17 protein-coding genes and 1 other RNA gene are annotated in these 20,768 nt (G+C 45.6%); 2 read left to right on the top strand and 16 right to left on the bottom strand.

The features are described 5' to 3' along the window. Positions 1 to 162: 162 nt before the first annotated feature. The 16 genes from lpxC to rsmI form a co-directional block, all read right to left on the bottom strand. Entirely contained in the window at positions 163 to 1,080 is a 918-nt protein-coding gene (gene lpxC, locus BCU75_RS02520) for a UDP-3-O-acyl-N-acetylglucosamine deacetylase (RefSeq protein WP_017087510.1), read from the bottom strand. A gap of 96 nt (positions 1,081 to 1,176) precedes the next feature. After that, positions 1,177 to 2,406, bottom strand: coding sequence for a cell division protein FtsZ (gene ftsZ, locus BCU75_RS02515; RefSeq protein ID WP_017084771.1), 1,230 nt, complete (start codon positions 2,404 to 2,406; stop codon positions 1,177 to 1,179). Between the two features lie 31 nt (positions 2,407 to 2,437). Next, the gene (gene ftsA, locus BCU75_RS02510) at positions 2,438 to 3,706 is read right to left on the bottom strand and encodes a cell division protein FtsA (protein WP_004729844.1); all 1,269 of its coding nucleotides are present in this window, start codon (positions 3,704 to 3,706) and stop codon (positions 2,438 to 2,440) included. Further along, the gene (locus tag BCU75_RS02505; protein ID WP_020477273.1) at positions 3,699 to 4,487 is read right to left on the bottom strand and encodes a cell division protein FtsQ/DivIB; all 789 of its coding nucleotides are present in this window, start codon (positions 4,485 to 4,487) and stop codon (positions 3,699 to 3,701) included. Before BCU75_RS02505 ends, ftsA begins: the two co-directional genes overlap by 8 nt. A gap of 182 nt (positions 4,488 to 4,669) precedes the next feature. Beyond that, positions 4,670 to 6,130 carry a UDP-N-acetylmuramate--L-alanine ligase gene (murC, locus tag BCU75_RS02495; RefSeq protein ID WP_102298449.1) on the bottom strand — a complete coding sequence of 487 codons (1,461 nt, stop codon included), beginning with the start codon at positions 6,128 to 6,130 and terminating at the stop codon, positions 4,670 to 4,672. 13 nt (positions 6,131 to 6,143) lie between these two features. Then, positions 6,144 to 7,205 carry an undecaprenyldiphospho-muramoylpentapeptide beta-N-acetylglucosaminyltransferase gene (gene murG, locus BCU75_RS02490; RefSeq protein WP_102472848.1) on the bottom strand — a complete coding sequence of 354 codons (1,062 nt, stop codon included), beginning with the start codon at positions 7,203 to 7,205 and terminating at the stop codon, positions 6,144 to 6,146. 12 nt (positions 7,206 to 7,217) lie between these two features. Beyond that, entirely contained in the window at positions 7,218 to 8,414 is a 1,197-nt protein-coding gene (ftsW, locus tag BCU75_RS02485) for a cell division protein FtsW (protein WP_102472847.1), read from the bottom strand. Positions 8,415 to 8,436: 22 nt separating this feature from the next. Beyond that, positions 8,437 to 9,753, bottom strand: coding sequence for a UDP-N-acetylmuramoyl-L-alanine--D-glutamate ligase (gene murD, locus BCU75_RS02480; protein WP_102472846.1), 1,317 nt, complete (start codon positions 9,751 to 9,753; stop codon positions 8,437 to 8,439). Positions 9,754 to 9,810: 57 nt separating this feature from the next. Next, positions 9,811 to 10,893 carry a phospho-N-acetylmuramoyl-pentapeptide-transferase gene (gene mraY / locus BCU75_RS02475; RefSeq protein WP_102472845.1) on the bottom strand — a complete coding sequence of 361 codons (1,083 nt, stop codon included), beginning with the start codon at positions 10,891 to 10,893 and terminating at the stop codon, positions 9,811 to 9,813. Further along, positions 10,890 to 12,263 carry a UDP-N-acetylmuramoyl-tripeptide--D-alanyl-D-alanine ligase gene (gene murF, locus BCU75_RS02470; protein ID WP_102472844.1) on the bottom strand — a complete coding sequence of 458 codons (1,374 nt, stop codon included), beginning with the start codon at positions 12,261 to 12,263 and terminating at the stop codon, positions 10,890 to 10,892. The genes mraY and murF overlap by 4 nt, the downstream gene beginning before the upstream one ends. Next, positions 12,263 to 13,747, bottom strand: coding sequence for a UDP-N-acetylmuramoyl-L-alanyl-D-glutamate--2,6-diaminopimelate ligase (murE, locus tag BCU75_RS02465; protein WP_102472843.1), 1,485 nt, complete (start codon positions 13,745 to 13,747; stop codon positions 12,263 to 12,265). Before murE ends, murF begins: the two co-directional genes overlap by 1 nt. An 18-nt stretch (positions 13,748 to 13,765) precedes the next feature. Then, entirely contained in the window at positions 13,766 to 15,523 is a 1,758-nt protein-coding gene (locus BCU75_RS02460; protein WP_102472842.1) for a penicillin-binding transpeptidase domain-containing protein, read from the bottom strand. Continuing rightward, entirely contained in the window at positions 15,520 to 15,837 is a 318-nt protein-coding gene (gene ftsL / locus BCU75_RS02455) for a cell division protein FtsL (protein ID WP_102466720.1), read from the bottom strand. Before ftsL ends, BCU75_RS02460 begins: the two co-directional genes overlap by 4 nt. Before the next feature lie 3 nt (positions 15,838 to 15,840). Continuing rightward, positions 15,841 to 16,791: a 16S rRNA (cytosine(1402)-N(4))-methyltransferase RsmH gene (gene rsmH, locus BCU75_RS02450; RefSeq protein ID WP_102466721.1), complete on the bottom strand. Its 951-nt coding sequence runs from the start codon at positions 16,789 to 16,791 to the stop codon at positions 15,841 to 15,843. 228 nt (positions 16,792 to 17,019) lie between these two features. Continuing rightward, positions 17,020 to 17,459, bottom strand: an RNA gene (rnpB, locus tag BCU75_RS02445) — RNase P RNA component class A. 177 nt (positions 17,460 to 17,636) lie between these two features. After that, complete coding sequence (rsmI, locus tag BCU75_RS02440; protein ID WP_017106823.1) at positions 17,637 to 18,503, bottom strand: 16S rRNA (cytidine(1402)-2'-O)-methyltransferase; 867 nt, start codon at positions 18,501 to 18,503, stop codon at positions 17,637 to 17,639. 61 nt (positions 18,504 to 18,564) lie between these two features. Between rsmI and BCU75_RS02435 the strand changes: the two genes are divergently transcribed. Both BCU75_RS02435 and BCU75_RS02430 read left to right on the top strand, forming a co-directional pair. Beyond that, the gene (locus BCU75_RS02435; RefSeq protein WP_102472841.1) at positions 18,565 to 20,382 is read left to right on the top strand and encodes a penicillin-binding protein activator; all 1,818 of its coding nucleotides are present in this window, start codon (positions 18,565 to 18,567) and stop codon (positions 20,380 to 20,382) included. After that, positions 20,369 to 20,767 (top strand): YraN family protein, encoded by a 399-nt coding sequence (locus tag BCU75_RS02430; protein WP_076673926.1) that lies wholly within the window; start codon positions 20,369 to 20,371, stop codon positions 20,765 to 20,767. The genes BCU75_RS02435 and BCU75_RS02430 overlap by 14 nt, the downstream gene beginning before the upstream one ends. Position 20,768 lies beyond the last annotated feature (1 nt).

The raw sequence follows: 20,768 nt of genomic DNA, 5'->3' as shown, positions 1-20,768 counted from the left end.
ATGTGCTTGGAACTTTTCTTTCTAATTGCTGATGGATTAAGCAGACTGCGGCCCATTAGCCAGCAATTTCCGGAGGTTAACGACACTGTATCTGGAAAATAGATACAAAAAAACCAGGCCGATGACCTGGTTTTCGAAATCTTATATTGTTGCAAACAACAATTACGCTAGAACCATACCCGGTTCTGCGAAAGCAACTGGAGAGCCAGCTTCTTCTTCGAATGTTGCCCATTCCCAAGCTTCTGCGTCAGCAAGAACTGCACGTAAAAGTTGGTTGTTTAGGCCGTGACCTGATTTGTATGCACGGAACTCACCAATAATAGCGTGTCCACACATGTAAAGGTCACCAATCGCATCCAATACTTTATGAGTTACAAACTCATTGTCGAAACGAAGGCCTTCTTCATTAAGAATTCGGTATTCGTCCAGTACGATAGCATTATCAAAGCTACCGCCAAGTACTAGGTTTTGAGACTGAAGGTACTCAATATCGCGCATAAAACCGAAAGTACGAGCGCGAGAAATCTGCTTCACAAAACCTTGTGATGAGAAATCAAACAACAAACGTTGCTCATCGGATTCAATTGCAGGGTGGTTAAAGTCGATCTCAAAGTCCATACGGAAGCCGTTAAATGGAACAAACTCTGCCCATTTATCGCCATCTTCAAAACGAATAGGTTTTTTGATTCGAATAAAACGCTTCGCTGCATTCAGTGTTTCTACACCCGCTTGCTGTAGCAAGTATACGAATGGGCTTGCGCTACCATCCATAATTGGAATTTCTGGAGCATCTACTTCAACAATAATGTTGTCGATACCCATTCCGGCTAGAGCTGCGTTAAGGTGCTCCACTGTAGAGATACGTACGCCTTCGTCATTAACAAGAGCGGTACATAGCATAGTGTCACGAACTGATGCTGGATCAGCTGGGAAATCTACAGGTGGATTTACATCTGTACGACGATAAACAATACCTGTATTTGCAGCTGCCGGGCGAAGAGTAAGTGTGACTTTACGACCAGAGTGGAGACCCACACCAGTTGTTTTCACAATTTCTTTCAGAGTACGTTGTCTGATCATCTGCTTGCCTCGTTATCAGTGCTACAAATCACGGTCAGTATTTACCGACCGCGAATTTTACCATTAATTCGACGATAGTCAAATTTTGGGTATTTGTTAATCAGCCTGACGTCGTAAAAATGCTGGGATATCTAAATATCCGCTCTCTTTCTCAGCTTTAGGTGCAGCACTCTGGCTAGCGCCTGTACCTGAAGAAACAGGTGACGTTGTTGGCTGTGGTTTAACTTGAGGTTTTACCTCAGTTTTTTCCTGCAATGGTTGTGCCACTTTCTCTTCCACTTTTGCTGCTGTTTGAACAGCAACTTGCGGTTGAGGCGTTGGCGCTACTTTTGCTTTACCACCAGCAACTAAAGTAATGTCTGGTTTTTTCTCTGTGCCGATACCTGTTGCAACAACAGTTACGCGGATTTCATCCGTCATATCAGGGTCTAGAGAAGTACCAATAACAACCGTTGCGTTATCAGAAGCGAATGCCTTAACTGTATTACCCACAGTTTCGAATTCATCTAAGCGCATATCTAGGCCAGCAGTGATGTTAACAAGAACGCCACGAGCACCAGCTAGGTCGATGTCTTCTAATAATGGGCTAGAAATTGCCGTTTCAGCAGCTTCTTCAGCACGGTCTTCACCTTTTGCGATACCGCTACCCATCATTGCATGACCCATTTCCGACATCACAGTGCGAACATCCGCGAAATCGACGTTGATCATACCAGGGCGAGTAATTAGCTCAGCGATACCTTGTACAGCGTTTTTAAGTACATCATTTGCACTTGCGAAAGCTTCTAGCAGTGTTACGCCACGGCCAAGTACTTTAAGTAGCTTTTCATTTGGAATCGTAATTAAAGAATCCACATGTTTAGAAAGCTCTTCGATACCTTGCTCAGCAAACGCTAAACGCTTTTTGCCTTCAAAGCTAAATGGCTTAGTTACAACAGCAACCGTTAGCACACCCAACTCTTTCGCAACTTCAGCAATAACTGGAGCAGCACCTGTACCTGTACCACCGCCCATACCAGCTGCGATAAATACCATATCGGCGCCAGTTAGAACTTCTTTAATTCTTTCTCGATCTTCGAGAGCTGCATCACGGCCTACTTGTGGGTTTGCACCAGCGCCCAAGCCTTTAGTGATATCACCACCAATCTGGATCACGCTGCTCACGCTTGTTTTACGAAGAGCTTGAGCATCAGTGTTAACACTGATGAATTCTACGCCTTCAATTGACTCACGTACCATGTGCTCAACAGCGTTACCGCCACCGCCACCAACTCCAACGACTTTAATTACTGCATCGTCAGACATTTCCATCATCGGTTCAAACATGTGTTATCTCCGTTTTTTCCTGCAACTCAGGTTAAAACTCTTTTTGTATCCAATTACGCAATTTACCAAATAAACCTGACATAGAAGGTGCTGAACGCTTAGGTTCGCTGTAATCACCCTCATCACTTATCTGACAATCTCTTGCGTAATGAAGTAAACCAACCGCCGTAGAATGATACGGCTCTTTAACATAGTCAGTTAAGCCACTAACTTCTAACGGCTTACCAACTCGAACTTGATTGCGGAAAACACGTTCCGCACACTCTACCAATCCGTCAATTTGTGCCGCTCCACCAGTGAGAACGACGCCAGCTGCAAGGTGGTGCTTAATACCCTCATCTCGTAGCTGCAATTGAACCGTATCAATAGTTTGGTTAACGAGACCCATAAGTTCAGTGTAACGTGGTTCAATCACTTCCGACAAAGTTTGTCTTTGCAAACTTCTCGATGGACGGCCACCTACACTAGGGACGTTAACAGAATCATCCTTGCTTACGAGCTCACTCAGAGCGCAACCATGGTTTACTTTTATCTCTTCAGCATCGCTCACTGGCGTGCCAAAAGCGAAGGCAATATCACTGGTTACTGCATTTCCTGCGTAGGAAAAGACTTCTGTGTGTCGCAGTGCGCCGCCAGTCCAAATGGAAATATCCATCGTACCGGCACCAATATCAACAACACATACTCCGAGCTCTCTCTCGTCGTCAGTAATTACCGCATTACTTGAGGCAAGTCCTGAAAACACGATTTGTTCTACAGTGAGACCACATCGTTCAACAGCTTTAATAATGTTTCTCGCCATGTCGCTATGGCAAGAAATTAGATGAACACTGACTTCCATTCGAACACCAGATAAACCAAGCGGATTCTTAATGCCTTCTTGGTAGTCGATGGTAAATTCTTGTGGAATCACGTGCAGAATTCTCTGCTCATCACCTATTTTAATCGATTTCGCGGTATGGATCGCTCGATCCATATCGTCTTGAGACACTTCTTCATCTGAAATAGTGCCCATGCCTTTTTCAATTCGGCTTGCGATATGCTTACCGGACAGCGAGATAAATACATTGCTGATTTGGCATTCAGCCATCAACTCTGCTTGATCAATCGCTCGCTGAACCGACTTCACTACCGACTCTAGGTCGTTTACACCACCTTTATCCATACCTCTGGATGGGCTTTGCCCTGAACCAATGATATTGATTTGACCATCAGGCAGTATTTCACCAACTAGAGCTGATATGGTCGCAGTGCCTATATCAAGACCAACGATTATGTTGTCATCTGCGGTCTTAGTCATTTCTGCTCTCTTCTAACTCTTGCTCTGGAAACCAGCCTACAGCGGCTCCCGTATCATACCTGAGGTCGATGTAGCTCACTTGATTCGCTTTACTTCCTAATTCGTTATAAAGCGAAATAAAGCGTTCAACACGCTCATCTAAAGAATCTTTACCTAGTTCTAAACGGATACCGTTATCTAGGATTATTTGCCAAGCGCGACGTTCATTAAGAACGAGTGAGGTAACGGTTAATCCTAGACTGTTAATCAAAGGAGTAATCTGTCGCCATTTTGCTATCACTTCTTGGCTGGTCCCTTCCGGGCCATAAAGCTTAACTCTATCACCCTTTAACAGGCCGATATCGCCATTAAACACTTGACCGTTTTCGTTCAGCAGCATGTTGCCATTCCAGATTGCTGCCGCTTGGTATTCAGTCAAAAATACTTTTATTGTGTCTGGCCACTGTTTACGAATCGAGACAACAGATACCCAAGGTAACGCTTCTAAACTGTCTTGTAACACCCCAATATCTTGCGACATGAAGGTGCCAATATGTTCTAACTCGCCAAAAGCATGCTGAACATCACCAGCCGTTACATAAGTTAAGTCGCCTTGAAGTACTATTTTGGAAAGAGGCAATCGCTGATCGTCCCACATCCAAGTCAGTGTGGTATAGAAAAGAAACCCAATGAATAGCAATACCACGACTAAAAAAGACCCGCCTAAGGCGTGTTTCTTGAGCGATGGTAAACTGAATAGGTGGCGGTTTTCGCTAAAAGTACTTTCTACCAAAGCCCGCATTCCCTGTCGTTGGTTCGCAATTCTATTCCCTATCTTCGTAATAGAGGTAAAAGCACTTACTTTAACCTATGAATTATACTGAGCAAAATCAAACTATCAAACGTTGATAATAAGATTTTTGGTCAATTTTAGGTCAATCGCAAGAAGTGAGCGATTGACCACAGTCTGTAGACAGTATTCTGCTACGCGTTCTGCATATTATTAATGTCTAACTGTAACGATTCGAGTTGCTTAGCAACACGACCAACATCACCTGCACCCTGCGTTAAAACAAGGTCACCACCTTGAATGACGTTGGCTAGAACCGATGGCAGCGTGTTGATATCAGCAACGAAGATCGGATCAATCTTACCACGCCCACGAATAGTTCGACTTAACGAGCGTCCGTCAGCCCCTGCAATAGGTTTCTCACCTGCAGAGTACACATCTAATAAGATTAGAACATCAACCTGCTCAAGAACGTTAGCAAAGTCATCATACAGATCACGCGTTCGGCTGTAGCGGTGTGGTTGGAAAATCATCACAAGACGTTTGTCTGCCCAGCCACTACGAGCAGCTTGAATCGTTACATCGACTTCGGTTGGGTGATGACCGTAATCATCAACCAACATTGCAATACCTTTACCCGTTTCGTACTCACCAAGGTGATCGAAACGACGGCCAGTGCCTTCCGTTCCCGCCATCGCTTTTAGAATCGCTTCGTCGCTGATGTCGTCTTCAGTAGCAACCGCAATCGCCGCTGAAGCGTTCAGTGCGTTATGGCGACCTGGAATGTTCAATGTAATATCTAGGTTAGCTTTACCTTCACGTACCACAGTGAATTTGCCTTGCTGGCCTTCTTGTACGTAGTTTTCAATACGGATATCCGCATCTTCTGAGAAGCCGTAGGTAATCACTTGACGACTAACTTGAGGGATAAGCTCACGCACTACCGGATCATCAACACACATTACAGCCTGACCATAGAATGGCAGGTTGTGTAAGAAATCAATAAACGTCTGCTTTAGCGTTTCGAAATCGCCACCGTAGGTATCCATATGATCCGCTTCAATGTTAGTAACGATACTAACCATTGGTTGCAGATGTAAGAATGACGCATCACTTTCATCGGCTTCAGCGATAAGAATACGACTCGAACCTAGACGTGCATTGGTGCCCACACTCTTCACCAAACCACCGTTTACGAAGGTCGGATCTAAACCCGCTTCCGAGTAAATCTGTGTCACTAGCGCAGTTGTCGTGGTTTTACCGTGCGTACCTGCCACAGCAATGCCATGACGAAAACGCATCAGCTCAGCCAGCATTTCTGCACGACGAACGATAGGTGTGCGCGCTTCACGAGCTGCAATAATCTCTGGGTTTTCTTCGTTGATAGCGGTTGAAACCACCACCACACTTGCATCAGCAACGTTACTTGCTTGGTGGCCGATGTAAACGGTCGCACCCTTGCTAACTAAACGATCGGTCACTGGGTTTTGAGCAATATCAGAACCCGTGATCTGGTAGCCTTCATTAAGCAAGACTTCAGCAATCCCGCTCATTCCTGCGCCACCAATACCAATGAAGTGGATAGATTTAACACGGCGCATCTCTGGCACCATTGCACGGATTTGCGCTAAGTCTTGGGTATGTTCAATCGTCATCAATTCAATCTCATTATTTTGCTAAAGCTTTAATCGCTTCAGCGACGGTCACATCCGCATCAAGCTTGGCTGCTTGACGAGCTTTTGTTGCCATCATTTTTAATTCATTTCTATCAAGCTGAGCGATAGTATTCGCTAGCTTATCAGCCGTCAGTTGAGGCTGCTCAATCATTAATGCCGCGCCACATTCAACGAGGTGATCGGCATTCAGCGCTTGCTGTCTGTCTTTGTGCATAAACGGAACGAAAATAGAACCTACACCAGCAGCAGAAACTTCAGATACGGTTAATGCACCTGAGCGACACACTAATAGATCTGCCCACTCATAAGCTTGCGCCACATCATCAATAAATTCAGTCACTTGAACATTATCTACAGAATGTGATTTATATTGTTCAATCACTTGCTGTTGATTGTTCTTACCGGCTTGATGCACCACAGTAAAACCTTCACCAAGCTGGGCCATGGTAATAGGCAAGGTATGGTTCAGGATCTTAGCGCCCTGACTGCCACCCATCACGAGGATACGAATATCGCCGTCACGCTCAGCCATACGTTGCTCGGGTTCAGCTAAGGCAACAACATCTTCACGTACTGGGTTACCCACTACCTCTGCAGTAGGAAACGCGCCAGGGAAAGCTTGGAACACTTTTTTAGCAATTTTAGATAGCCATTGATTGGTTAAACCCGCCACTGCATTTTGTTCATGCAGAACCACAGGAATACCGGATAGCCATGCAGCAATACCACCGGGGCCACTGACGTAACCACCCATTCCGAGCACCACATCTGGCTGCCATGCTTTGATGTGCTGTCTTGCTTGAAGTATGGCATTAATAATTTGGAATGGCGCTTTAATTAGCTTGCTAATGCCTTGACCACGCAGGCCTTTCACCTTAATGAAGTCGATCTCAATACCATGCTTTGGTACCAGATCCGCTTCCATTCTGTCTGCAGTGCCTAACCAGCGAATTTCCCAACCTTGTTGCTGAAGCTTTTTAGCCACCGCTAACCCTGGGAAAACGTGACCACCAGTACCACCAGCCATCACTAAAAGTTTTTTGTTTTTTTTCATCACGTTAGATTCTTATTCTATCAATTCGTTTTGATTGTCGGCTTGTTCTTTTTGTTGTATTCGGCACTCGTGATCGATACGTAGCAGCATAGAAACCGCCACCGACATCACGATCAAACTTGACCCGCCGTAACTGATTAATGGCAATGTCAGACCTTTAGTTGGAACGATACCCGAGGCCGCGCCCACGTTAACAAGCGTCTGAAAAGCAAACCAAATACCAATACCAAAGGCAAGATAACCACTGAATAACTGGTCGTTTTCGAAGGCTTTCTTACCAATGAGAATCGCTTTAAGCACCAAACTAAAAATAAGGATCAGCACTAAGGTCACGCCAACAAAACCCAACTCTTCAGCCAGTACCGCAAACACAAAATCGGTATGTGCTTCTGGTAAATATTCTAACTTCTGAACCGAGTTGCCAAGGCCTTGCCCCATCCAGTCACCACGACCAAATGCCATCAATGATTGGGTTAGCTGGTAACCACTGCCAAACGGGTCATTCCAAGGTTCCCAAAATGAGGTAACACGTCGAACACGATAAGGTTCTATCACAATCAAACCAACGACCGCAGCAATACCCGCCACCATCAAGGCAATAAACTGTGAAAGCTTGGCTCCTGCGATAAATAACATTCCGAACAAGGTAACCAGCATTACAACTACCGTACCTAAATCGGGCTGGCCAAGTAGTAACACAGCGAAAGCACCGAATACCATGATCGGTTTACCAAAGCCACCGAAGAAGGTTTTTCTCACTTCATCTTGTTTACGAACTAAATAACCCGCCATAAAGATAAACAGCGATAACTTAGCGACTTCAGCGGGTTGTAAGTTAAATAATCCAAGAGGGATCCAGCGTGATGCACCGTTAACTGACTTACCGACAGCCAATACCACGATCAGCAAAAAGAAGGATAAACCCAATAAGTACATACTGTATTGAAACCAACGTTTCATTGGAATTTGCAATATGACGCTGGATACGATTAACGCCAACACAAGAAAAATGGCATGGCGGAACATAAAGTGAAACGGCTGATCGGTTAAACGAGCACTGATTGGGAACGAAGCAGACGTTACCATCACCAATCCGGTCAGCATCAATCCAAGAGCAATCCAGACCAACTGGCGATCGTAGAGCGCCTCTGGTGTGGCACGGTTTAGCCATTGCCAAATGGATTGATTAATCTCTTTCACTCTTTGCACTGAATGTTAGTCCTTCAACACGTTAGGCATACTCATGGGCAAGGTCAGTGAACTCATCACCTCTCGCCATGAAGTTATTAAATTGATCGAAGCTCGCACACGCTGGAGACAACATCACCATATCACCGGCAACTAACTGCTTCGAGACACTCTCGATAATGTCACGCATGGTATCAAACGTCTTAGCCGATGGATGCAATGGCATAAATTGCGCAGCATCTTCACCGAAACAACACAGCTGTACGCGGTCTAATTGCATCAACACAGGCTTAAGCTCGCTGAAGTCGGCACCTTTACCCACACCACCAACCAGAAGATACAAGGTGCCTTGATATTCTAAGCCTGACAGAGCCGCTAATGTACTGGCTACGTTGGTTGCTTTCGAGTCGTTAACCCACTTAATAGAACGCTTATCAGCCACCACTTGGCAACGATGCGTTAAACCGTTGTAGGCCTTCAGAGCTTCAAGACTTTTGCTGTAATCAATACCGACTTGTTTAAGCAGTGCTAGCGAGACTAACGCATTCGCCACGTTATGACGTCCAACCAATGTTAAATCTTGGGTAGCAAGTACTGACTTACCATTATCCACTAGCCACTCGGTGCCATCGACCATTGATACACCAAACTCTTGGTCATCAAGTCCAAATGTCACCAATGACATCGTATGGTAAGGATAAGTCTCTTTGTCTTCGCGGTTTACAATCGCGTACTGAGCGTTGTTAAAAATTCTTAATTTGGCGTCACGGTAATCAGCCATGCCTTGATAGCGATCCATATGATCTTCTGACAAGTTCAAAAAGGCCGCCGCTGCAAGGTTTAAACTGGATGTTGTCTCGAGCTGAAAGCTTGAAAGCTCAAGGACATATAAATCAGCATCAAGCTCAAGAAGGTCTAAGGCTGGAATACCGATATTGCCACCAACACCAACGTTAAGACCAGCAGCCTTTGCAAGTACACCCGTTAGATCGGTCACTGTACTTTTACCATTGGAGCCTGTTATTGCCACAACAGGTTTGTCTACCGCCCAGCCAAACAGTTCAATATCGCCAACAACCGGAGTTCCCGCTTGAATAACATCTTGTATTTCAGGCGTCGCTAAGGCGATACCTGGGTTAGCAATCACCAAATCAGCTTCCGCTAACCATTGGCTATTCCAACTTCCAGAATGCAGTTCTACCGATTCAGGTAAAGATTCCTTTCCTGGTGGTAACTCTCGAGTATCAATCACCTTCACATGAATATGAGGCTGATATTTTACGAGATGTTTAACGACAGAGAGCCCGGTAATACCGAGCCCCACAACCACTACATTTTGAATATTTTGCCAACGTTCCATTTAAACAAGATGCTCTTAATAGTTTTAAAGAGCCTCTAATCAGAGGCTCACATAAGATTAACGAACTTTCAGTGTCGCTAGGCCAACCAGTACTAATACCATTGAGATGATCCAAAAGCGCACGATTACGCGCGGCTCTGGCCAACCTTTAAGTTCGTAATGGTGATGAATCGGTGCCATACGGAAAATACGCTGACCACGCAATTTGTAAGAGCCCACCTGCAGAATAACTGACAAGGTTTCCATTACAAACACACCGCCCATGATAACCAGTACCAACTCTTGGCGAACCAACACAGCAATTACACCTAATGCACCGCCAAGTGCTAAAGAGCCAACATCGCCCATGAATACTTGTGCTGGGTAGGTGTTGAACCATAGGAAACCAAGTCCGGCACCCACAATTGCCGTACAAACCACAACCAGTTCAGAAGTGTATGGGATGTGTGGGATGTGTAAGTATGCCGCGAAGTTAACGTTACCTGTCGCCCAAGCAATCACAGCAAAACCAGCCGCGACCATCACCGTTGGCATAATGGCCAAGCCGTCTAGGCCGTCTGTTAGGTTCACCGCGTTACTGGTACCCACAATAACAAAATAAGTCAGTACGATGTACAATAAACCTAGTTGTGGCATCACATCTTTAAAGAAAGGAACCACCAATTGAGTTGCTGCAGTATCGTGCCCGTGAGCATACAGAGCAAATGCCACAACCAATGCAATAGCCGATTGCCAGAAGTACTTCCAGCGAGCAATCAAGCCATCGGTGTTCTTACGAACCACTTTACGGTAGTCATCAACAAAACCGACCGCGCCATAACCAGCAAGTACAACCAATACAGCCCAAACATAAGGATTGGAAAGATCAGCCCACATCAATACCGTAATAATGATCGCAGCTAGGATCATCACGCCACCCATGGTTGGTGTACCACGTTTGCTAAAGTGAGATTCAGGGCCGTCATTACGAACAACTTGGCCAATTTGTAGCATTTGCAGACGCTCAATTAAACGAGGTCCCATCCACAGTGACAAACATAATGCCGTCAAAATACTCGCGATTGCACGAAACGATAGGTACTCGAACAAACGGAAAAAAGAAAAGTGTGGCTGTAGTAGCTCTGCAAGCCAAATTATCATGAAAAGTTCTCCTTTAAAGCAGCGGCTATTTTACTCATTCCTGCACTATTCGCGCCTTTTACCAATAAGGTATGTAACGCGTTTTCTGGCAAGCATAAGTGCTGCTCTATGTGCGCGATCATCGCTTGATGCGTTGCGAAGTGGGTACCATTACAGACCGCACTAATCACCTTGGTATCATCACCGTAAGTGAGTACATGCTCAAAAGCGAATGGGGCAGCATATTCACCGACTTGACGGTGAAGTGCAAGACTTTCGTCGCCTAATTCAGCCATATTGCCTAAAATCAACCAACGTTGACCTTTGAAACTCGACAGCAGTTTGGCTGCCGCCTTCATTGCAGGTACGCTGGCGTTATAACTGTCATCTATCAGCTTGATATTCTGACTTAATTGTTGAACCTCAACTCGCCCTTTAACCGAGATAAGATTCGCTAAACCACTTTTTATTTCATCAAGCGTGGCGCCATATTGAATGCTCAACGCTGCAGCCGCCAACGCGTTCGCCACGTTATGCTGACCAATAATACCAAGTTCAACAGCCGTAGCACCTTGTGGTGTTTGCATATCAAAGCAAGCTTCGCCTTGGTCGTTGATTTCGATATTTTCAGCAAAATAATCGGCTTCATGGTTACTTTCAGAAAATGTTTGCACCGCTTTATCTGCAAGTACTTCATTCCAAAAGCCACCACCGTTGCTCTCTAAATTAACAATAGCAGTATCACCGGCAGCAAGCCCCTGAAAGATTTCACCTTTCGCTTGTTTCACACCATCAATCGAACCAAAGCCTTCTAAATGAGCCGCGGCTACATTATTGACTAAGGCAACTTGTGGTTTCACTAGCTGAGTGGTGTAGGCAATTTCACCAATATGGTTAGCGCCTAATTCGATCACTGCATAGTCGTCACTTGGTTCACTGCGTAGCAAAGTGAGTGGCACACCGATATCATTATTGAAGTTACCCGCCGTAAACAGCACCTTGCCACGCTGCTGTAAAATGCTCGCCACCATCTCTTTAACGGTCGTTTTGCCACAGCTGCCTGTAATCGCCATCGTTGGCACGTCACATTGTTTGTGGATCCAAGCACTTAGCTGACCTAAAGCCAGTTTAGTGTCTTCAACAACAACTTGAGTAATATTTAGGTCAAGTTTTCGTTCGACTAACAACGCGCTCGCGTTTGCTTCAACGGCTTGATGGCAAAAGTCGTGCGCATCGAAGCGTTCTCCGACGATAGCGACAAACAAGGCGCCTTCTTCAACGGTGCGAGTGTCCGTTGAAACTGCATTGATTACGTTATTGTTCGAGTTGCCCGCTTCAATCAGCTCACCACTGACCACAGAACAGATCTGCTCAAGTGATACATCAATCATTATGAAATACCTAAAAGTTGAAGCGCAGACTCTCGGTCTGAGTAATGTACTGTTTTATCTTTCAATACTTGGTAATCCTCATGGCCTTTACCAGCCAGAAGAATAATGTCATTGCTGTCTGCCTGCTCAAGAGCGAACTTAACCGCTTGATAGCGATTATGCTCGACGAACGCCGATTCTGGTTCATTTAAACCAGCAAGCATGTCTTTGACAATCAGGGCCGGAGCTTCGCTGCGAGGGTTGTCATCGGAAATAATAATTTTATCGGCGAACTGCTCTGCGGTCGCTGCCATCATCGGGCGTTTCCCGGTGTCGCGATCTCCGCCGCAACCAAAGATTGCCCACAATTTTCCCGAGCAGTGCACGCGCAATGCTGCCAATGCTTTCTCTAGCGCGTCTGGTGTATGCGCGTAATCGACCACCACCTTGGCTTTGCTTGGAACTTGGAAAAGCTCCATACGGCCAATAACAGGCTGAAGCTGAGACGCGGTGTCGACTAATATTTGCTTGTCGATACCCAACGAAAGCAAAGTCGCAAAAGCAACCAGTACATTTGATGCGTTGAACTGACCAATCAGTGGAACAGAAAGCTTCCCTTGTCCCCAACTACCATCAAAAGACAGCTGAATACCGGTTTCTGCATAAGCGACATCAGACGCCCATACCGATTGTTGATAGCCCGTTAGCGGTGACAATGAGACAGCAATAGCATTGGATAAATCTAGCATCCAAGCTTTACCCACTTCGTCATCCACATTGATCACTGCGTGTTTACATTTGTGTTGAGTAAACAGGCTCTTCTTAGCCAATGCGTATTCTTCCATCGTGCCATGGTAATCAAGATGATCACGACTCAAGTTAGTAAATACACCAACCTCAAAGTCCAAAGCCTTGACGCGACCTTGCACCAAACCATGAGAAGATATTTCCATTGCGGTATAAACCGCATTTTCTGCAGCTAACTCACTCAGTGTGCGCTGTATTTCGATGGCGCTGCCCGTGGTGTTAACCGCGGTTTTTAGATTGTCTAGGAAGCCATTGCCCGTAGTACCCATTACCGCCGAACGTTGACCGACGAGGTCAAGCCATTGAGCTATCAATTGGGTTATGGTGGTTTTACCATTGGTACCCGTGATACCAATCAATTTGGTCGCTTGAGAAGAGTAGATACGGCCAGCTAATTCAGAGAGTGTTGAGTTTAAGTCTGAAACATAAACCACAGGAACCGCGTTTAGCCACTCAACCAAGCCATGAGCTTTGTCATCGCCAGCTTGTGCAATAACAGCTTTCGCGCCTTGAGAAACGGCTTTATCGATAAACCGACGGCCGTCGACAGCATGTCCGATTACGGCAATAAAAATATCACCTTCCTTGATGGCTCGGCTATCCAACTCCAACTGCTCAACAGCAATCGACTCCAACTCAGGAGAACCAAAGTCTCCCCAAGGAGAAAGTAAAGATGACAGCGTGAGGCTATTACTCATATTGAATCCTGATTAGCTCTATTCTTGAAACTTGTTTTCATCAGCAGGGACATTGAGTATTTGCAGTGCACCCTTCATGATTTCAGAAAAAACGGGGGCTGCAACTGAACCGCCATAGTAAAGGTCACCTTGAGGCTCATTAACCACAACAACCAGCGCCACTCTTGGATCACTAACAGGGGCAAAGCCTGCGGTCACCGCGATGTATTCATCACTGTAGCCGCCAGCTTCAGCCTTACGAGATGTACCCGTTTTTGCTGCAACTCGATAACCAGGCACTGCGGCTCTTGTCGCCGTACCGCCTTTTTGAGTCACCCCTTCTAGCATATTCAAAACCAGTTCAGCGTTCTCGCGCTTGATGATTTGCTTAGAAAAATCTTGGTCGTTACTCTTAATAATATGAATCGGTTCATACATGCCTTTGTTGGCTAGTGTTGCATAAGCATGTGCCAACTGCATTGGTGTAACAGACAAACCATAGCCAAACGCTAAGGTCGCAATTTCAAACTTTGACCAACGACGGCGATTCGGGAAAATACCGCTAGTTTCACCAACCAAGTTGAGCCCAGACATCTCGCCTAGACCAACTGAACTGTACATCCCAAGCAACGCTTCAAGTGGCATGTTAAGTGCCAATTTCGCCACGCCGATGTTACTCGACTTCTTGAGGATAAGCGCTAAGTCAGCCTTACCCACTTTAGAAGAGTCTCGTACGCGGCTACCACCGATCTGCATAATGCCATTGCCCGTATCAATAACGATATCTGGGTCTGCAGTGCCGTTCTCTAGCGCTGCCAAAACCACAAAAGGTTTCACGGTAGAGCCCGGTTCCATTGCATCGGTGAGCACGCGGTTACGCATTTTGAAGCTTTGTAAGTCAGCACGATTATTAGGGTTGTAAGATGGTGCATTAACCATGGCTAACACAGCGCCCGTTTTTACATCGAGTAGTACAGCGGAGCCTGAAGTCGCCTTATGATCCGCCACGGCCTGCTTGATCGCTCGATAAGAAATCGCCTGTAGTCGTTGATCGATCGTTAGCTCTAGTGGTTTGCCTTCTTCACGCTCTTCTAAAGCAATGTTTTCAACAACACGTCCATAACGATCTTTACGAATAGTCCGCTTACCTGCCTCACCCGTGAGCCATTTGTCATAGCTGCGTTCAACGCCTTCTAAACCATGTCCATCAATGCCGGTCACACCGATAAGATGCGCACTGACTTCACCTGCTGGATAATAGCGACGAGATTCAGCTTTAAGGCCAACACCCACCAGCTTTAGTTCACGAATATACTTAGCCATCGCGGGACTAACTTGTCTTTGCAGGTAAATAAATCGGCGGGATTTGTTGCTAGAGATCTTGTCGATCATTGACTGTCGTTGTAGGCCAAGTACATCGGCTAACGCATACCAACGATCAATTTGGGCCATACCGTTTTTATCAAAAATTGTTTTCGGATCGGCCCATACCGCTTCAACTGGAACACTCACAGCAAGCGGTTCGCCATTACGGTCTGAGATAATGCCGCGGGCGGAAGGAATTGCCTTAACACGTACCGAGCGAAGGTCACCCTGACGAATTAAGTTATCTGGTTCAATGATTTGGATGTAAGCCACACGGCCCACAAGTGCAGCAAAGGCAAGAAACACGAAAGCAATCACGACGTTGAAACGCCATTTAATAAGAACTGGATCCGAATCCTTTTCGCTCTTCACTCGCTCTTTCGTTGATTTATTAACGGTTTTCGCGGGTGCTTTTTCCTTTTTACCGGTCATTTCAGTGTGATCACTACTTCTTTGTCAGAGTCTGGACGTTTCATGTCTAACTCTCGTTTTGCCGATGCTTGAACGCGGCTATGTTCAGCCAAAGCCGTCTCTTCAAGCATTAAATTTCGCCACTCATCATCAAGCTGTTCCCTCTCCATCAATGCCATGTCTTTTTGCGTGATCGCCTGACGTGACATATGTGTCGTAAGAACGACCCCCATCGCACTCGCGAAGATACAGATAAGAAGCACCAATGGGACCTTGCCCGCGGAGATCAAATCAAAAAATATTATCTTGGCTAAGTTCGATTTGGAGGTCTTCATTGACTATAGCTTTTCTGCGATTCGTAGTACTGAACTGCGCGAACGAGTATTCTCATCCACTTCATCTTTAGATGGCTTGATCGCTTTACCAATTGGTTTTAGATCGGCACTGCCTAACGCTTTGATTTGATCTTCTGTTAACGGTAAACCATGGGGAACCTGTGGACCTTGGCTTTCTTTACGGATAAAGCGCTTCACCATGCGGTCTTCAAGAGAGTGAAAACTGATAACAGAGATACGACCTTGAGGAGCAAGAATGCTTGCTGCGCCTTTTAGAGCTGTATCGATCTCTTCAAGTTCACTGTTGATATAGATACGGAATGCTTGGAAAGCACGTGTCGCTGGGTGCTTTTTCTCTTTAAAGTTCTTTGGAGCGACATCAGAGATAAGCTTAGCCAATTGGCCAGTACGCGTTAGCGGTTCGTTCTCTTCGTTCTCTTGATAAGCAATGATGCCTTTCGCGATACGACGAGCGTGTTTGTCTTCACCGAACTCACGAATAACCCATGTGATGTCATCAAGATCCGCATCAACTAGCCACTGAGAAACCGGAATACCCGTTGTTGGATCCATACGCATGTCCAACGGGCCATCTTTCATGAAGCTAAAGCCACGTTCAGCATCATCCAATTGTGGTGAAGAAACACCTAAATCCAGTAAAACACCATCCACTTGACCGACTAAGTCATAACGCTCTGCATATTCAGCCATACCCGAGAATGGGCCATGGATAATCGTAAAACGAGGATCATCAATTTTCTGAGCTTCTGCAATCGCTTGTGGATCGCGGTCGATACTAAAAAGTCGTCCATTCTCGCCCAGTTTAGACAGGATTGTACGGCTGTGACCACCACGGCCAAAAGTACCATCAATGTAGGTACCGTCAGGTTTGATCGCAAGTCCGTCAATAGATTCGTTAAGCAATACTGAAATATGTTTGAATGCTTCTGTCATAGTCTTCTCAGTGAGTGGATTGAGCCATTAGTTCGGCAATAATTTATTCTATTAACGTTTTAGTGTACTGATTTCGCGCTGTATCTCCACCATATTGTGTATAGGCTTTTGGAATTTTTGACCCAAGCTTATATCAGGGTGAAAGATTTTAAGGAAATCTAAATAATTTACGTCAATATAAAGCAAAAAACCCATCACTACGGTTAAGTAATGATGGGTTCTTTATATAGGTGGAGTTGACACATACGCCGGGTTCTGTTCCGCTTGCGCGGCGGTAACCATTCGTCTAGGCCTGCAATCGCTCACAGGCTCAAGCAATCTACCCGCCCCCATACGCGAGCAGCGCAATGCGAGGGCCTATTTGATCTTGCTCCGGGTGGAGTTTACCTTGCTACGAACTGTTGCCAGCCGCACGGTGCGCTCTTACCGCACCCTTTCAGCCTTACCTGTGCCTCTTCCGAAGAAATGAGGCCATCGGCGGTCTTCTCTCTGCTGCACTTGTCGTGGGCTCGCGCCCCCCAGACGTTATCTGGCACCCTGCTCTATGGAGCCCGGACGTTCCTCCCCTCTACCAGTCTCCCGAAGGACTTCAACGTCAGTTTCCCGAAGGACCTCAACGTCAGTCTCCCGAAGGACATCAGCAAAGCAGCGATTACCCGTTCAACTCCGAGGGCGGATTGTATAGAGATTAGTGAGCAGTGTCTAGCGAGATCACAAATATGCTGCAAACCTCTAATCAAGTGCATGAATTTTACACAATCTAGACAAAAAAAGAGGAATGACGGTAATACCATCATTCCTCAGAAGCTTTTTCAGTAGAGGACTTCTACAATATAAAGCGCAATCTAGTTGTCTAGATGCTCTAAGCCCCACTTATATAAAGCGTTCTTTTTCAAGTTGTAGATCTCGGCCGTCATTGCCGCTGCTTTTTTAAGGGGCAGCTCTTTGGTTAGAATGCCTAATGTGCGAGTTGCTTCGTCTGGTAGTTCTGTACTTGCTTCTTCACGGTGACCATGAATCAGCAGTACCATCTCACCGCGCTTACGGTTCGAATCTTCTTCAATCCACTCAATCAACTCACCTAATGGTAATCCTTGAATGGTTTCGAATGTCTTGGTTAGTTCACGAGCCAACACTACCTCACGGTCAGGGCCTAAGATCTCTAGCATGTCTTGTAGAGAATCCGTAATACGGTGCGGTGATTCGTAGAAAATACATGTGCGCTCTGCTTTTGCAATCTCTAAGAACTTATCTTTACGACCCTTGCTCTTTGGCGGTAAGAAACCTTCAAAGCTGAAACGATCTGACGGTAAACCTGAAGCACTCAACGCTGTAATCACAGCACAAGCACCAGGAAGTGGCACAACTCTCACACCCGCTTGACGACATTGTGAGACAAGATGGTAACCTGGATCACTGATTAAAGGAGTACCCGCATCAGAGACTAATGCGATAGACTGACCTTCTAATAACCTTTCGACTAGAACTTGTGCTTTAGTTTGTTCATTGTGATCATGTAAAGCGAACGTTCTGGTTGATATATTGAAGTGAGCAAGCAGCTTACCCGTGTGGCGCGTGTCTTCGGCTGCAATAACATCGACACTTGATAAAATTTCAATTGCTCTTTGAGTGATATCTCCCAAATTTCCGATTGGGGTTGGCACAATGTAGAGAGTTGGGCTCTCTGTGAGCAAGGTTTTGTTATCTGTCATTTGTTTACCATCACTTCAACGATTAATATAGATACAAATTTATACGGAATTTAAAGAACTCATGGCAACGATGAACCATAAGAGACTCAGTGTACCACGCTTACTCACTCCAATTGCATTAGCAATTACATTGGCGGCTTGTTCTTCAGGTCCTCAAGCACCAACGCGTGTTGATATTACACTCGATCCAGCGCAATCAACTGAAAGTTACATGATGCAAGCGGATAGCAGCAAAGGAAGCCTACAAAACGATTGGCTAATCATGGCACTTAAAGCCTCTGTGCAGGCTGGAAAAACCGATCAAGCTACTTTGCTTATCAAACGCATAGCAAAGCAAGAACTTAGCGAAGTACAACAAGCAGAATGGCAACTGGCTCGTGCGCAGTTATTAGTGAATAACTCACAACCAGATCAAGCCTATAGCCAACTGAATTTCCAACCGTGGTGGAAACTGCCTAACGAGCAATGGAAAGACTATCACGAGCTACGCGCTAACATTTCTGAGATGAAGAAAGACTATTTCGAAGCGAGCCGTGAGTTAGTGCTTTATTCAGAATACGCAGATACTGATGAAGAAATCCAGCAGCAAACGGCTGACCGTATTTGGCATAATCTGAACAGCTATTCTCAATATGAGATTCTAGAGCTAAAAACATCTCCTACCGAAGACGTTTTAGCGGGCTGGTTACAGCTGTCTATTTACATGAAGACGCTCAACTCAAATCTTCCAGACCTACAAAAAACACTGTCTGATTGGTTAGCTGAGAACCCTCGTCACCCAGCAGCGCTTTATACGCCTCAAGCGATCACCGACATATTAGCGTTAGAAATCAGCAAGCCGACCAGCACAGCTTTATTACTGCCTTTGACGGGTAAATACGGCAAGCAGGCGCAACTCGTTCGTGACGGTTTTATCTTTGCAATGATGAATGATAAAGAGCGCGAAGAAGATGCAACGCTGACTGTTATGGATACCAACGTACAAAGTGCCGCTGAAATTAAAGCGACACTGGAAGAAAATAACGTTGATTTCATTGTTGGCCCATTGATTAAGAGCAATATAACCAAGCTTCAACAAGCTCAGAAAAACCACGAGAATTCGATTCCAGCTTTAGCTCTAAATATTCCGACGCAGCTAGAACCTGATACCAATATTTGCTATCTCGCTCTATCGCCAGAACAAGAAGTCGCTCAGGCAGCGAAACACCTTTTTGCTCAAGGCTACAAGTACCCGCTTATTCTTGCGCCAAAAGGGCGTTTAGGTGACCGCGTTAAGCAAGCGTTTGAGAAAGAGTGGAAAAAATACAGCAACAACAAAGTCGCGATTACCTTGTTCTCTGACAAGCGCCAACTTCAGCGTAATGTGAATCAGGTATTCGGCTTACAAGAGAGCCAACAACGTATCGCTCAAATGGATGGGCTACTTAACCTAGACCTAGAAACAGAACCACGCAGCCGTCGTGATATCGACTCTGTTTACATTGTGGCGAAGAACTCAGAGCTTACGTTGATTAAACCTTTCATTGAAGTCGCGATTAACCCAGATGCTGACCAACCAGCCTTGTTCTCAAACTCACGCAGCAACAGCGGTGACAAGCAGTACGAAGATCTAACGGGTGTGTTCTACAGTGACATCCCACTATTGGTTGAGAACAAGAACGAGCTTAACAAAGAGCTAAACGACCTATGGCCTGCACATTCAAACGGCCAAAAACGTCTGCAAGCACTGGGGATGGATGCCTACTACCTAATGGATGCATTGCCACAGATGAAAGCCGTACAGGGTTACAGCATTCCAGGTGAAACCGGCGTGTTAACCATCGACAACAACTGTGTTGTTCAACGTGAAATCAGCTGGGCAGAGCATGGGGCTTTTTAGCCGAACGTTCCTGTCCAAACCAACAATCACCCACAAACAAGTGGGTGATAAATACGAGACCGTGGCTAAAAATTATTTAGTTGGCCACGGATTATCGTTAATTCAAGAAAACTTCATAGCTAAATGTGGTGAGATTGATCTTATAATGCGCCATAACAATACGGTTGTGTTTGCTGAGGTAAAATACCGCAAGCAAACCCGCTACGGACATGCCGCCGAAATGGTGACAGCAAAGAAGTCACAGAAGCTGCTCAAAACAGCCAATGTTTGGCTGATGCAGCAAGGCTTGTCGGTGCACTCTACAGATTTCAGGTTTGATATCGTTGCCATAGAAGGGCCGAATGACAATATCGACTGGATTCAAAACGCGATTACCCAAGGATAAA

This window comes from Vibrio splendidus (genome assembly GCF_002873455.1).
GTDB classification, from domain to species: domain Bacteria; phylum Pseudomonadota; class Gammaproteobacteria; order Enterobacterales; family Vibrionaceae; genus Vibrio; species Vibrio splendidus_J.
Note: the sequence above shows the minus strand (reverse complement) of the source record. Positions and strands in the feature narration are given on the sequence as shown.

Coding starts and splice junctions, on each gene's coding strand:
- lpxC (WP_017087510.1), bottom strand. CDS start 1,080: ATGATCAGACAACGTACTCTGAAAGAAATTGTGAAAACAACTGGTGTG.
- ftsZ (WP_017084771.1), bottom strand. CDS start 2,406: ATGTTTGAACCGATGATGGAAATGTCTGACGATGCAGTAATTAAAGTC.
- ftsA (WP_004729844.1), bottom strand. CDS start 3,706: ATGACTAAGACCGCAGATGACAACATAATCGTTGGTCTTGATATAGGC.
- BCU75_RS02505 (WP_020477273.1), bottom strand. CDS start 4,487: ATGCGGGCTTTGGTAGAAAGTACTTTTAGCGAAAACCGCCACCTATTC.
- murC (WP_102298449.1), bottom strand. CDS start 6,130: ATGACGATTGAACATACCCAAGACTTAGCGCAAATCCGTGCAATGGTG.
- murG (WP_102472848.1), bottom strand. CDS start 7,205: ATGAAAAAAAACAAAAAACTTTTAGTGATGGCTGGTGGTACTGGTGGT.
- murD (WP_102472846.1), bottom strand. CDS start 9,753: ATGGAACGTTGGCAAAATATTCAAAATGTAGTGGTTGTGGGGCTCGGT.
- mraY (WP_102472845.1), bottom strand. CDS start 10,893: ATGATAATTTGGCTTGCAGAGCTACTACAGCCACACTTTTCTTTTTTC.
- murF (WP_102472844.1), bottom strand. CDS start 12,263: ATGATTGATGTATCACTTGAGCAGATCTGTTCTGTGGTCAGTGGTGAG.
- murE (WP_102472843.1), bottom strand. CDS start 13,747: ATGAGTAATAGCCTCACGCTGTCATCTTTACTTTCTCCTTGGGGAGAC.
- BCU75_RS02460 (WP_102472842.1), bottom strand. CDS start 15,523: ATGACCGGTAAAAAGGAAAAAGCACCCGCGAAAACCGTTAATAAATCA.
- ftsL (WP_102466720.1), bottom strand. CDS start 15,837: ATGAAGACCTCCAAATCGAACTTAGCCAAGATAATATTTTTTGATTTG.
- rsmH (WP_102466721.1), bottom strand. CDS start 16,791: ATGACAGAAGCATTCAAACATATTTCAGTATTGCTTAACGAATCTATT.
- rsmI (WP_017106823.1), bottom strand. CDS start 18,503: ATGACAGATAACAAAACCTTGCTCACAGAGAGCCCAACTCTCTACATT.
- BCU75_RS02435 (WP_102472841.1), top strand. CDS start 18,565: ATGGCAACGATGAACCATAAGAGACTCAGTGTACCACGCTTACTCACT.
- BCU75_RS02430 (WP_076673926.1), top strand. CDS start 20,369: ATGGGGCTTTTTAGCCGAACGTTCCTGTCCAAACCAACAATCACCCAC.